Below are 12,737 nucleotides of genomic sequence, written 5' to 3'. Positions count from 1 at the left end.
GGGCTGTTTGCTTGCCCAGGGCGCCGGACGAGCGGCTCAGGCGAGCAGTGCGGCAGCGCCCAGGGCCAGGGCCCGCTGGAAGTTGTTCTCCCGCTCCTCGGCGGACATGTCCTGGGAACTGTCGAACAGGTGGTCGGAGACGGTCAGCACGCTGAGCGCCTCGCGCCGGTGCCGGGCGGCGGCGAAGTACAGGCCGGCGGCCTCCATCTCGACACCCAGGGTGCCCAGGTCGGCCAGCGTCTTGACGATGTCGGGCCGGGTTCCGTAGAAGAAGTCGGACGAGAAGACTGCGCCCACCTTGGCATCGATGCCGGCGGCAGCTGCCGCCTCGGCCGCGCCGCGGACCATCGGGTAACTGGCGGCCAGGCTCAACGTCAGGCCGGGGGCCTGGATGGTGGCGACCTGGGAGTTGGTGTGGGCCGACAGCCCGATCACCACGTCGCGCACCTTGACGTCGTCGGCGATACCGCCGCAGGTGCCGACCCGGCAGATGCGCTGCACGCCGTACTCCCGGTAGAGCTCCTCGGCGTAGATCGAGATCGACGGGATGCCCATGCCGGAGGCCATCACGCTCATCGGGGTGCCGTACCAGGTGCCGGTGAAGCACTCGATGCCACGCACCTCACTGACGACACGGAAGTTGTCGAGGTGGCCCTCGGCGATGCGGCGGGCCCGACGCGGGTCGCCGGGCATCAGGACCAGCGGGGCGATCTCACCTGGCTGCGCGGTGATATGGGGAGTGGGCATCGGGGTCCTTTCGGCGGTGGTAACAGCACTTCAGCTTAGGAGCTCCGGGGCGGCTGGGCGACGGGTGACGCCGGGAACTTCAGCCGATGTTGTGCCGCTCTGTATCAGGGGAAGGCTGCATCCACGGTCCCAGTGCAGAGAAGAGAAGTAGTACGAAGCCGGCGGTGACTCCCGTCCAACCCGCGCTGGCCGCGCTGCCGGTGACCAGAGCCCCGATCGCGCCGGCGACTCCGACGAGCATGAGACAGAGTGCGAGCCACCGGAAGACTGGAAGGCGGAACGCGCTGGCGAACGGCAGGAAGTGCGCGCCCACGACGAAGACGACCCAGGGAAGCACGAGTTGGGGCAAGGAGAGAGCGTTCGTCAGCAGGGACGCTCCCACCGGGATGGCCAGGGCCATGGCGGCGACGCAGATCCCGTAGGTGCGCATCGCGGTGCGACTGGGCGGTCCTGCGCCGGGCGCGGTCCGACGAATGACGGCGACCGCGATCACGGCGAGGAATCCCAGGGCGGCAAGGATGCGCCACACGAGGGTGCCCGGGACCTCGGCGGCGTTCACGAGTACGAACACCAGCCCACCCACCGCGCCGATGATTGAGCCGATGGGTATGGGTCGTGAGGGTTCCGCCATGCACTCAGGCTACTCACAGCGAGTGCAACAGCGATCCGTGGATCCAGATCGTGACGAGTTTGTCGAGGAGGGACACAACCTTCCACTTAAGGCCGGGGTCGGCCAATGAAACGCTGTTGTGCGGCTTTGGGTGGAGGTTCTGCACCAGGGGCCCGCGCGGCGGCTCTCGATTTCCCATCCGGGCCACCCACCCACTAGCCTCATCTCGCAGCACGCTTCGCCCCAAACGAACGCGTTTTGCACAGCGGCCGAGGGTCCGGTAAGGTTTTTCTTCGGCTTGCCCCTATAGCTCAGTAGGCAGAGCGTCTCCATGGTAAGGAGAAGGTCTGCGGTTCGATTCCGCATGGGGGCTCGGAACGGAAGTGGCCCCGGGTTCTGGTCCCGGGGCCGGTTCCATCCAAGCGGCGGGGTAGCTCAGGTGGTAGAGCAAGCGGCTCATAATCGCTGTGTCACGGGTTCAAGTCCCGTCTCCGCTACCACACCAAGGCAGTACACCAGCATCGAAGAGGGACATCATGGCCAAGAAGTCGTCGGACATCCGTCCGAAGATCACGCTCGCTTGCGTGGACTGCAAGGAGCGCAACTACATCACCAAGAAGAACAAGCGCAACGATCCTGATCGTCTGGAGCTGAAGAAGTTCTGCCCCAAGTGCCACGCGCACACTGCGCACCGCGAGACCCGCTGAGTCCCGCACCCAAAGGCTGAGAAGGGCCGCCCGCGTTGCGCGGGCGGCCCTTCTCGTTGAATCGGACGACGCGGTCGCCGGCGCCTGCGAGACTTCAGGCTACGGGCTGCGCAGCTGGTTCACCGGTGCCGTGCGCTCAACGCTTCTGCAGGGTCGCCACGTGACTGGCCCCGTGGGACTGGAAGGTGTTGACCTCGAGGCGGGTCTTGTTCGGCTTGGCGTCGATGCTCACCGTGTCGTCACTGCCGGCCGCGGCGAACCTGCCGTCGATCTCGACGGTGATCGAGCGCTGGTTGAACACCGGGTCGCTGACCGCGACCTGGACGCTCGATCCCTGGTCATGGACGACCACCGACGCGGCCCCCTTCACGCGCAATCCCGCCACCTGGTGGGAGCGGCCGTCATAGGTGTTGATCATGGTCAGTCCGAGCCCGGTGTGCCGCACGGCCTGGGCGACGGTCGAGTTGGTGACCACCTCGATCGGACGAGCAGCTGCCGTCTGGGCCGCGCTCGCCCCGGGCAGCAACATCCAGGCGTAGGAGGCGAACCGCCCGGCCGGGGTCACGCTGCCGAGGGAGAAGACCTGCTTGGTCACCGCGGTGGCCGCGCTGCCGGTGCGCACGTCCCGATGGGTCCCTGAGCGTGTGGCCAGGGACACCTCGGCGTCAGTGGGGGACAGGTACCGGTAGCCGACCTGGGCACCGGTGGTGGCGTTGTGCCAGTGCGCCCAGTCCAGGCCCTGGTGGGCCCCGACCCCGACCGCCCCGCCCCGGGCCCCGCCCTGCACGCTCACCCGGTCACCGGTGGCGGCGATGCGGGCGTCGACGGTGCTGGTCACCGCCCGGGTCCGGTCACCGATGCCGGCCGAGAGCACCACGATCTCGTCGTCGAACATGAACCATGATCGACTGCCCTGCGCGTTGGCGTAGCTGACGAAGTCCGGCGGCAGCTGGCCGCGCTGCGCGGCGAGCCTGGCCGCATCGTCCGACAGCACCAGCGAGGCGGTCGCGTAGTTGCCCAGCGCCGCCCCGCCCGAGTGCTGGTTGGTGCCCAGCGGGAAGTAGACGTACTCGTTCTGCGAGACCGAACTCGAGGTGAACCCCTGCTCGGGGTTGTCGTACCAGAGCACCCCGTACAGCTCCGGGATCGTGCCGCGCTCCTCCACCGGGGCCGAGGTCCCGGGCCTGCCGTAGGGGGAGACGACGACCTGCTCGTCCACCCCGAACGCCTGGGACTGGTTCTGGCCCGACAGGTACAGCTGGTGCGCCCCGTCGCCGCTGAACCACGGCCGCAGGTTCTCACCCGACATGTACTCGTACTTGCTGATTCGCTCTGAACTGCGCGACAGGCTGAAGCCGTAGCCGGGCCGCAGGTGCACATTGCGCTCCATCGCGTTGAATGCGTGGGTCGAGACCTCGGCCACCAGGTTCTTCGCGACCACCGACTGGTCGGCCAGGATGTCCAGGTAGCGCAGGATGCTCAGCGGCGAGACGAAGCCGGCCGTGTTCACCGTCACCCGGGTCACGGCGGCCAGGTACTTCACCCACGCCTTCATCGCCTCACCGTCGCTGCCGGGCAGGTAGTAGGCCAGGTCGGCCGCGGACTCGATGACGCCCACCACGTCGGTGTAGCCGGAGGTGGTCCGCGAGACACCACGGCCCTTGACCGACTCCATCATCCAGCCCTCGTAGATCACCGGGGCGAAGCCCTCGGCCACCCAGCGGTTCACGATCGGCACCAGGGTGGCGGTGGCGTCCCAGGCGGTGCCCTGCAGCACCTTGATCGTCTGCACGGAGCGCTGCAGCAGGATCTTGCCGTAGCTGCCGGTGTAGGCCACCGAGGCGTGCTGGATGAACGAGCCGTCGGCGTAATGGCCGTCGGTCACCCCGTGCACCAAATGGTATGGGTCGACCGTGGCGTAGACCGTGGCCCCGTCGGAGACGGCCTTCTCGATGCGAGCCGTGTCACCCAGCACCGCCCCCTGGATGATCCGGTTGCCGGTGATGTCGGCCAGGTTCGCGCCGGTGTGGAAGCGCGACTCGAGGTCGACGTCACCGTCGCGACCGGCGCGCAGGTACTCGTCCATGGTGGCGACCAGGCCGAGCAGCAGGTCTCGGTGCTGGGTACGGAACAGCGGGGCCAGGTAGGCCAGGATCTTGGCGAGGTGAGTCGGGTAGCCGATCTCCCAGTTGAACCAGTTGCCGTAGTAGCCGGCTGACTGGTTGGCCAGCCAGCGCTGCTGCACGGTCGCCACCGCGGCGATCACCCGCTCCTGCAGCTCGGTGTTGCCGAACAGGTCGGCCGGTGCTCCCGGCAGCACGGTGGCCAGGGCGATCTCGGACAGGCGCAGGAATGTGGCAGTGATGTTCGGGTCAGAAGTGCCCAGCGGCAGCGCGCGGAACACGCCATTGGCCGCGGCCGGGTCGAGGTCGGCGATCCGGGAACGGGCCGTGTTCACCAGCGCGTTGACCTTGGCCCGGGCGCTCGGGTGGGCATTGCTCGCCGCGGTGCCGGCCTGGATCTCGACGAAGTTGCGGATCAGTCGATCATGGTCTGTGGGGGTGTCGGCCAGGGCGGTGCTGCGGTGGCCGAGCAGGCCCGCCGAAGCGGCCCCGCCGGCAGTGGCGGCCATGAATGTACGTCGTCGCATGAGTCCTCCTCAGGGTCACGTGCCATTCAACGCGGCGCTGCCGCCCCTCGCCCGGGTAACCCGATTTCGCTTGTCACCAGTGAGCGAAAGCGCTTTCCAAGGGTGTGGGTTCACCGTCCACGGGAGCCACGCCAACCGGGCACGCACCCCGCGCAGCGTCGGCGACAACTAGGCTGTCGGTATGCCGATTTCACCCGACCACGTGGGGCGCAGCTACCCCTCGGCCACCCTGTACCGGGTCAGCCGCGCCAAGATCGAGGAGTTCAGCGCCGCGATCTTCGACGAGCACCCCGACTACCGGGCCGAACCGGCCATCGCCCCGCCCACCTTCGCGATGGTGATCGCCGCCCAGGCCTGGCAGGCAGTCTTCGACGACGCCGACCTGGGCCTGGCGCTGAAGCGACTGGTGCACACCGACCAGCGGCTGAGCTTCACCCGCCCGCTGCGCGAGGGTGACCTGGTCGAGGCGGTCGCCACCATCGACAAGGTCCGCAACCGCGGCGACATCGACCTGGTCACCCTCAGCGTCACCCTCAGCGTCGAGGGCGACGATGTCTGCGTGGCCACCTCGAGCCTGATGCACACCCGGGAGGCCCAGTCATGACCACCGCCCGCAGCGTCGCCGTGGGCGACCAGTTGCCCACCCGCGAGGTGCGGCTCACGCGCCCCGACGTCGTGCGCTACTCCGGCGCCTCAACCGACTTCAACCCGATCCACTACTCCGACCGGCACGCCCGGGCCATCGGCCTCGACGGGGTCATCGCCCACGGCATGTGGACGATGGGGGCCGCGCTCGCCGGCGTCCTGGACTGGGCCGGCGGCCCCGACCACCTGGTCAGCTACTTTGTCCGGTTCACCAAGCCGGTGCCGGTGCCCGACACCGACGAGGGCACCCTCGTGCGGTTCAGTGCCGTGGTGAGCGCGGTCGACGACGGCGTGGCGACCATCACCGTCGAGGCCCATTGCGGCGATGACAAGGTGCTGGGCGCCGCCCGGGCGGAGGTCCGGCTGTGAGCGGGCTGCAGCCGGGTGAGGACCTGGTGATCGACCTGGGTCCGTTCGAGGACGAGTCGGCCTGCGAGGTGGAGCGCATCGACCTGCCCACCCGCGACCACGCCGCGGTGCCCACCTCGACCCGGCTTGCCGACCACACCACCCTGCGACTCGGCGGCCCGGCCCGCGAGCTGGTGGTGGCCACCACCGAGGCAGAGGTCGTCGCCGCGGTGACCGAGGCCGACGCCGCCGGCACCCCGGTGCTGATCCTGTCGGGCGGCTCCAACCTGGTCATCGGCGACGACGGCTTCGACGGGCGGGTGGTGCGCATCGCCACCCGCGGCATCGACGTCGAGACCTCGGCCTGCTACGGCGCCCAGGCCAAGGTGGCCGCCGGTGAGAACTGGGACGACTTCGTCGCCCTGTGCGTCGAGCGCGAATGGATCGGCGTCGAGACCCTGTCCGGGATCCCCGGGCTGGTCGGTTCCACCCCCATCCAGAACGTCGGCGCGTACGGCGCCGAGGTCAGCCAGGTCATCTCGCGGGTGCGCACCCTCGACAGGCGCAGCGGCCACTTCAAGACCTTCTTCCCCGGCGACTGCCAGTTCAGCTACCGCAACAGCCTGTTCAAGCAGCACCCCGACCGCTACGTCATCCTCGAGGTCACCTTCCAGATGCTGACCGGTCCGCTGTCGGCGCCGATCCGTTACCCGGAACTCGCCCGCACCCTGGGCGTCGAGGCCGGCCAGCGCGCGCCACTGGGCGAGGTCCGCGACCAGGTGCTGGCCATCAGACGCAGCAAGGGCATGGTGCTCGACGAGTCCGACCACGACACCTGGAGCGCCGGTTCGTTCTTCACCAACCCGATTCTCACCCCGGACGAAGCAGCGACGCTGCCCGCCGAGGCCCCGCGATTCGAGCAGCCTGACGGCCGGGTCAAGTCGTCGGCGGCCTGGCTGATCGCCCACGCCGGCTTCGAGAAGGGCCACCGCCTGACGGCTCGTCCGGATGCCCCCGTGTCGCTGTCGACCAAGCACACCCTGGCGCTGACCAACCGCGGGGGAGCGACCAGCGCCGACCTGGCCGAACTGGCCCGTGAGGTCCGTGACGGGGTCGAGGCGAAGTTCGGGATCCCGCTGGTGCCCGAACCGGTGCGGGTGAACTGCGACATCTGAACCCCGGTCCCAGCTGGGTGTCGTCCATCTGAACGCGGCGCGGGGCAGCGGCGACGGACTGGCAGGATGTCCCCATGACCTCTCTGCATGACCTGAGCGCCGACCAGTTGACCGCCCTGCTCGCCGAACAGCAGGCGAAGTACGCCGAACTCGGCGCGGCCGGCCTCAAGCTCGACCTCACCCGCGGCAAGCCGAGCCCCGAACAGCTCGACCTGTCCAACGACCTGCTCACCATCGACGTGCAGGCCACCTCCGCTGACGGGGTCGACGTGCGCAACTACGGCGGCCTGCAGGGCAACCCCGCCCTGCGCGCCATGTTCGCCGAACTGCTCAACGTGCCCGCCGACTCGATCATCGCCGGCGGGAACGCCTCGCTGACGATGATGCACGACACCGTGGTGCAGGCCCTGCTCTACGGTGTGCCCGGCGGTGAGGGCCCGTGGAAGGATCAGCAGGTCAAGTTCATCGCCCCCGTACCCGGCTACGACCGCCACTTCACCATCTGCGCGAAGCTCGGCATCGAGATGATCCCGGTCGAACTCGGTGAGCACGGCCCCGACCTCGACGAGGTCGCCCGCCTGCTGGCCGACCCTGCCGTCAAGGGCATGTGGGCGGTGCCGATGTACGCCAACCCCAACGGTGTGGTCTACGACGAGGCCACCACCCGCGCGCTGCTCGAACTGCCCGCCGCGGCCCCCGACTTCCGCATCTGGTGGGACAACGCCTACGCCCTGCACCACCTGACCGACGACGAACCGCGCCCGATCGACGTGGTCTCGCTGGCGGCCGAGGTCGGCAACCCCGACCGTGTGCTCGCCTTCGCGTCCACCTCGAAGGTCACCTTCGCCGGTGCCGGGGTCGGCTTCCTGGCCACGTCGAAGGCCAACCTGGGCGCCTACCTGGACGGCCTGGGTGCCGCCACCATCGGCCCCGACAAGGTCAACCAGCAGCGCCACGTGCAGTTCTTCGGTGACGCCGAGGGTGTGCGTGCCCTGATGCGCCGCCAGCGTGACCTACTGGCGCCGAAGTTCGCAGTCGTCCTCGACGCCCTGGTGTCGCGACTTGGGGACTACGGGTTCGCCCGCTGGACCCAGCCCGCCGGTGGCTACTTCGTCAGCCTCGACGTGCTCGACGGGACCGCCACCAGGGTGGTGGAACTGGCCAAGCAGGCCGGCATCGCGCTGACCCCGGCCGGCGCTTCGCACCCGCTGGGCCACGACCCCCACGACCGCACCATCCGGATCGCACCGAGCTTCCCGCCGCTGGGTGACCTGCAGACCGCGATGGACGGCCTGGCCACCTGCGCGCTGCTGGCCGCCGCCGAGAAGCTGGCCGACCAGCAGGCCTGAACCCGGTGTCCACCGTGCCGGACGGCTCGTTTCGACTCCGAGCCTGATGGCCCTATACTCTTCTTCTTGGTGGCACTCGCCGCGGGTTCGCCCGCGGACGTGGGCCATCGAAGGGCAATAGCTCAATTGGCAGAGCAGCGGTCTCCAAAACCGCAGGTTGGGGGTTCAAGTCCCTCTTGCCCTGCGATGCAGGATGGTTTCGTCCTGTTGACCAGCCAGCATCCGCCCAGGTGCCTCTGGGTGCGACCAAAGGAACGATGTGACCAACGACAAACTGCAGCCGCAGGACGAGGCGGGGGACGACGAAATCCTCGACTCACCCGAGGCAGACCAGTCGCAGGCCATCGACGCTGAGGACGCCACCGAGGACGCGGACACCCCCGACGAGGACATCCTTGATGAGGACGTGCTTGACGAGGAACCCGAGGCGGACGAGGACCCGGCCGGTGAGCAGTTGGCCGCTGAGACCGACGAAGACGCTGACTACATCGTGGTCGACGACGAGGCCGAAGAACTGACCGAGGCTGACGACACCGTCGACGACACCCCCGACAAGGGTGACCCCGAAGACATGGTCATCGACGACGAGGAGCAGCTGGCCGAGGCCGAAGCAGTCGCCGCCAAGGCCAAGTCGAGTCGTCCGGCCAAGCGCAAGGTGACCACCGCGCCGGTCAAGAAGGACAAGGCCACCCCGAAGCAGGCCGACAAGGTCAAGAGCAAGACGGCCGAGAAGAAGCGCACCGGCCCGGCCGGTTTCGTCAAGCAGTCGGCGGCCGAGCTGAAGAAGGTCATCTGGCCCAACGGTGACCAGGTGCGCGAGTACTTCCTGGTCGTGCTGATCTTCGTGCTGCTGGTGATCGGTTTCGTGAGCCTGCTCGACCTTGGCTTCGGACGATTGCTGCTGTGGGTGCTGACCTGATCGCCCCCTGTCGACCCTTTCCCCGAATGAGAGTTTCCCGTGAGCCAAGATTCTGAGTTTGATCCGACCGCCGAGAACGACATCGAAATCGACCTCGGCGCGCTCGAGGCCGAGCCCGAAACCGAGGACACCGGTCTGAACCTCGACTTCGGTGACGACGAGCGGACCACCGACGACGTCGAGCTGAACCTCGACTTCGGTGACGCCCAGCCCGAGGACAGCGCCGAGGACGAGGGTGAGTCCGCCCCCGAAGAGGCCGACGACGCCGAGGCCGCGCTGGAGAACGCCCTGGAGCAGCTGCGCGGCGAACTGCGCACCAAGCCGGGGGAGTGGTACGTCATCCACACCTACTCGGGCATGGAGAACAAGGTCAAGCAGAACCTGGACGCCCGCGCCCAGACCCTCGACCAGACCGACTACATCTTCGAGACGATCGTGCCCACCGAGACGGTCGACGAGATCCGCAACGGGGTCAAGAAGCAGGTCACCCGCGTCGTGCTGCCCGGCTACGTGCTCGTCCGGATGGACATGACTGAGGACTCGTGGGCCACCGTGCGCCACACCCCCTCGGTGACCGGCTTCGTCGGCCACGCCAACGACCCGCTGCCGCTGACCCTGGCCGAGGTCGAGAACATGCTGACCCCCTCGGTCAAGGCCCGCGTGGCCGCCGAGACCGTCGGCAAGCCTTCGCCGAAGACCAAGAAGAAGGTCGAGGTCATGGACTACCAGGTCGGCGACTCCGTCCAGGTCGTCGACGGTCCCTTCGCCGGCGTGCACGCCTCGATCACCGAGATCAACCCGAACAGCCAGCGGCTCAAGGCCCTGGTCGAGATCCTCGGCCGCGAGACCCCAGTCGACCTCGAGTTCAGCCAGATCCAGAAGCTCTGATTTCCCTCTCGCCCCGTTTTGGGGGAAGATGGGGAGTCGGCTCCCAGGAGCCGCAGATTTTTCGTGCCCCGCTGCGGGGTGCGAACCTGCCCGGGATCGTCCGGGTGAAACACACCGGGCTGCGCACTGCAGCCTGAACCACAACGAAGGACCCACCACATGCCTCCCAAGAAGAAGGTGGCGGCGCTCGTCAAGGTTGCCTTGAACGCGGGTGCTGCAACTCCGGCCCCTCCGGTCGGTACCGCCCTCGGCCCGCACGGCGTCAACATCATGGAGTTCTGCAAGGCGTACAACGCCCAGACGGAATCCCAGCGTGGCAACGTCGTCCCGGTCGAGATCACCATCTACGAGGACCGGACGTTCACGTTCATCCTCAAGACCCCGCCGGCTGCCGAGCTGATCAAGAAGGCCGCAGGCCTCAGCAAGGGCTCTGCGGCCCCGCACACCGACAAGGTCGGCAAGCTGACCGCTGCCCAGGTGCGCGAGATCGCCGAGGCCAAGATGCCCGACCTCAACGCCAACGACGTCGAGGCTGCCATGAAGATCGTTGCCGGCACCGCCCGTTCCATGGGCGTCACGGTCGCCGAATGACCCCGGGCCGGTGACGAACACCGGCTTCCTGCCCTGGGAGGGCCCGCGCGCCCGGACCAGGAACTGGTCGGCCGAACCCCGCGTTCGGCCATGAGAAAGGAACCAGAATGAAGCGCAGCAAGGCTTACACGGCCGCCGCCGAGAAGGTGGCTGCCGATCAGTTGTACACCCCCGAGGCAGCCGTCGGCCTGGTCAAGGCCGGCGCCTCGGCGAAGTTCGACGAGACCGTCGACGTCGCGATGCGACTGGGTGTGGATCCCCGCAAGGCTGACCAGATGGTGCGTGGCACCGTCAACCTTCCGCACGGCACTGGCAAGACGGCTCGGGTCCTCGTCTTCGCCACCGGGCAGAAGGCCGAAGACGCTCTCGCAGCCGGTGCCGACGAGGTCGGTGCCGATGAGCTGATCGAAAAGGTCAACGGCGGCTACCTCGACTTCGACTCGGTCGTGGCCACCCCCGACATGATGGGCAAGGTCGGTCGCCTGGGCCGCGTGCTCGGCCCCCGCGGCCTGATGCCGAACCCCAAGACCGGCACCGTCACCATGGACGTCGCCAAGGCTGTCTCCGACATCAAGGGCGGCAAGATCGAGTTCCGCGTCGACCGCCACTCGAACCTGCACTTCCTGATCGGGAAGGCCTCGTTCACCGAGCAGCAGCTCGCCGAGAACTACTTCGCCGCCCTCGACGAGATCCTGCGCCTGAAGCCCAGCACCTCGAAGGGCCGCTACATCAAGAAGATCGTGGCCAGCTCGACCATGGGCCCCGGCGTCCACGTCGACCCCGCCCGCGTCAAGCCGGCCACCGACGAGGCCTGATCACCCAGCTGTCCTGCACGAGCCCGCGACCCCCGTGGTCGCGGGCTCGCGCATTTCTCGTGTGTTGATGTCGAGGTTCGCGTGATGTCGTGACCGGCCCGCTGGGCACGTAGCATCGCAGCCATGCCTGATGCCGCGCTCGGACGCGCCCGCCTGCTCGCCCAAGGACTGGTCACCCGGCCCCATGCGAGCCCCCAGCAGGCCGTCTCGGCCTTCGTTGCGATGCAGGGCCAGGACCTGCCCGGGGTGATCTCATCAGTCGCGCTGCGCACCGCCTCGGGATCGTCCGACGACGTGCTGGACGCGCTGAACGCAGGGGACCTGGTGCGCGGCTACCCCATGCGGGGGACGGTCTTCCTGATGGCCCGCGAGGACGTGCTGTGGGTCAGCGAACTGTGCAACGCGGGCGCACTGCAGGCGGCGGTCAACCGGCGCAGCGACCTGGGCCTCGACGAGGACCTGGTCGAACGTGCCCGGCAGGAGGCGCTGACGGTGCTGCCCGAGCACGAGACCGGGCTGTCGCGCAGTGACCTGTTCGCCCGCTGGGAGGCGCTGGGGGTGCCGACGGACAAGGGACGCGGCTACCACGTGCTGGCCCACCTGATCGGCCGGGGCGATCTGGTGCACGGACCGTGGAACGGGACCGACCAGAACATCGTCTCGTCCGCCCAGTGGATCGGCCCCGGCCACGACCTCGAGGCGCGGTTCAACGGCGACCGGGTGGCCGCGACCGCCGACCTGCTGGGCCGCTACCTGGCCAGCCACGGCCCGGCCTCCCACCAGGACTTCGCCTGGTGGACGAAGCTGCCGCTGCGTGACATCCGGGCGGCGTGGCCGCTGATCAGCGCCGACTTCGAGTCCGGGACTGATGAGGAGGGTGTGGAACGCCACTGGCGCCCCGGCCTGTTGAGCGAGGTGCAGGCCGAGCGGGCGGCACTGCGCAAGCCGCTGCTGCTGCCGGGCTTCGACGAGTTCATCCTGGGCTACAAGGACCGGTTGTTCGCCCTGACCCCCGAGCAGCACCAATTGCTTGTGCCTGGCAACAACGGGGTGTTCGGGCGCAGCCTGGTCATCGACGGCACGGTCCGGGGCCTGTGGAAGCGCGGTGGTCGTCCGGGTCGTCGCACCCTGGAGCTCGCCGAGTTCGCGCCCCTGGCCAAGGCCCACGCCGCCACCGTCCGCCGCCGGTTCTCGGAGTTCCCCTTTCACGCCGACTGACACCCGGTCCGCAGCCCAAATTGGCGTCTGCAGCCCGTATGAGTCTGCGGGTCTGTACGACGTGCAGACTCATGG

Annotated in this window: 13 protein-coding genes and 3 tRNA genes; 13 read left to right on the top strand and 3 right to left on the bottom strand. The window is 68.4% G+C overall.

Annotated features, from left to right (window positions below; all coding sequences use genetic code 11):
- Window positions 1–36: 36 nt before the first annotated feature.
- Both deoD and ACQE3C_RS11320 read right to left on the bottom strand, forming a co-directional pair.
- Window positions 37–747, bottom strand: coding sequence for a purine-nucleoside phosphorylase (gene deoD, locus ACQE3C_RS11325; RefSeq protein ID WP_434539287.1), 711 nt, complete (start codon window positions 745–747; stop codon window positions 37–39).
- A gap of 79 nt (window positions 748–826) precedes the next feature.
- Window positions 827–1,378 carry a hypothetical protein gene (locus ACQE3C_RS11320; RefSeq protein WP_434539286.1) on the bottom strand — a complete coding sequence of 184 codons (552 nt, stop codon included), beginning with the start codon at window positions 1,376–1,378 and terminating at the stop codon, window positions 827–829.
- A gap of 279 nt (window positions 1,379–1,657) precedes the next feature.
- Here ACQE3C_RS11320 and ACQE3C_RS11315 point away from each other — a divergent pair.
- The 3 genes from ACQE3C_RS11315 (at window position 1,658) to rpmG (ending at window position 2,064) form a co-directional block, all read left to right on the top strand.
- Window positions 1,658–1,730 (top strand) — tRNA-Thr (locus tag ACQE3C_RS11315).
- Between the two features lie 51 nt (window positions 1,731–1,781).
- Window positions 1,782–1,857: transfer RNA gene (locus ACQE3C_RS11310), tRNA-Met, on the top strand.
- A 36-nt stretch (window positions 1,858–1,893) separates the two neighbouring features.
- Complete coding sequence (rpmG, locus tag ACQE3C_RS11305; RefSeq protein ID WP_434539285.1) at window positions 1,894–2,064, top strand: 50S ribosomal protein L33; 171 nt, start codon at window positions 1,894–1,896, stop codon at window positions 2,062–2,064.
- A gap of 136 nt (window positions 2,065–2,200) precedes the next feature.
- Here rpmG and ACQE3C_RS11300 read toward each other — a convergent pair whose 3' ends face one another.
- Complete coding sequence (locus ACQE3C_RS11300) at window positions 2,201–4,714, bottom strand: polysaccharide lyase family 8 super-sandwich domain-containing protein (RefSeq protein WP_434539284.1); 2,514 nt, start codon at window positions 4,712–4,714, stop codon at window positions 2,201–2,203.
- 181 nt (window positions 4,715–4,895) lie between these two features.
- On the opposite strand from ACQE3C_RS11300, the gene ACQE3C_RS11295 reads away from it, so the two are divergent.
- The 10 genes from ACQE3C_RS11295 (at window position 4,896) to ACQE3C_RS11250 (ending at window position 12,662) form a co-directional block, all read left to right on the top strand.
- Window positions 4,896–5,318: an FAS1-like dehydratase domain-containing protein gene (locus tag ACQE3C_RS11295; protein WP_434539283.1), complete on the top strand. Its 423-nt coding sequence runs from the start codon at window positions 4,896–4,898 to the stop codon at window positions 5,316–5,318.
- The gene (locus ACQE3C_RS11290) at window positions 5,315–5,728 is read left to right on the top strand and encodes a MaoC/PaaZ C-terminal domain-containing protein (RefSeq protein WP_434539282.1); all 414 of its coding nucleotides are present in this window, start codon (window positions 5,315–5,317) and stop codon (window positions 5,726–5,728) included. The genes ACQE3C_RS11295 and ACQE3C_RS11290 overlap by 4 nt, the downstream gene beginning before the upstream one ends.
- Window positions 5,729–5,733: 5 nt before the next feature.
- The gene (locus ACQE3C_RS11285) at window positions 5,734–6,882 is read left to right on the top strand and encodes a UDP-N-acetylmuramate dehydrogenase (RefSeq protein ID WP_434539331.1); all 1,149 of its coding nucleotides are present in this window, start codon (window positions 5,734–5,736) and stop codon (window positions 6,880–6,882) included.
- Window positions 6,883–6,956: 74 nt separating this feature from the next.
- Entirely contained in the window at window positions 6,957–8,231 is a 1,275-nt protein-coding gene (locus tag ACQE3C_RS11280) for an aminotransferase class I/II-fold pyridoxal phosphate-dependent enzyme (protein WP_434539281.1), read from the top strand.
- Window positions 8,232–8,342: 111 nt separating this feature from the next.
- Window positions 8,343–8,415: transfer RNA gene (locus ACQE3C_RS11275), tRNA-Trp, on the top strand.
- A gap of 207 nt (window positions 8,416–8,622) precedes the next feature.
- On the top strand, window positions 8,623–9,150 hold the full coding sequence (gene secE / locus ACQE3C_RS11270) for a preprotein translocase subunit SecE (protein ID WP_434539330.1): 528 nt from the start codon (window positions 8,623–8,625) through the stop codon (window positions 9,148–9,150).
- Between the two features lie 39 nt (window positions 9,151–9,189).
- Window positions 9,190–10,038, top strand: coding sequence for a transcription termination/antitermination protein NusG (gene nusG, locus ACQE3C_RS11265; protein WP_434539280.1), 849 nt, complete (start codon window positions 9,190–9,192; stop codon window positions 10,036–10,038).
- A 159-nt stretch (window positions 10,039–10,197) separates the two neighbouring features.
- Window positions 10,198–10,629 carry a 50S ribosomal protein L11 gene (gene rplK / locus ACQE3C_RS11260; RefSeq protein ID WP_434539279.1) on the top strand — a complete coding sequence of 144 codons (432 nt, stop codon included), beginning with the start codon at window positions 10,198–10,200 and terminating at the stop codon, window positions 10,627–10,629.
- Window positions 10,630–10,736: 107 nt separating this feature from the next.
- Window positions 10,737–11,444: a 50S ribosomal protein L1 gene (rplA, locus tag ACQE3C_RS11255; RefSeq protein WP_434539278.1), complete on the top strand. Its 708-nt coding sequence runs from the start codon at window positions 10,737–10,739 to the stop codon at window positions 11,442–11,444.
- Window positions 11,445–11,567: 123 nt separating this feature from the next.
- Entirely contained in the window at window positions 11,568–12,662 is a 1,095-nt protein-coding gene (locus ACQE3C_RS11250; RefSeq protein ID WP_434539277.1) for a winged helix DNA-binding domain-containing protein, read from the top strand.
- The last annotated feature ends 75 nt before the right edge of the window (window positions 12,663–12,737 follow it).

Source organism: Aestuariimicrobium sp. Y1814 (genome assembly GCF_050113895.1).
GTDB lineage: Bacteria > Actinomycetota > Actinomycetes > Propionibacteriales > Propionibacteriaceae > Aestuariimicrobium.
The sequence above is the reverse complement of the archived record's forward strand: the minus strand, read 5'-3'. Positions and strand labels throughout refer to the sequence as shown.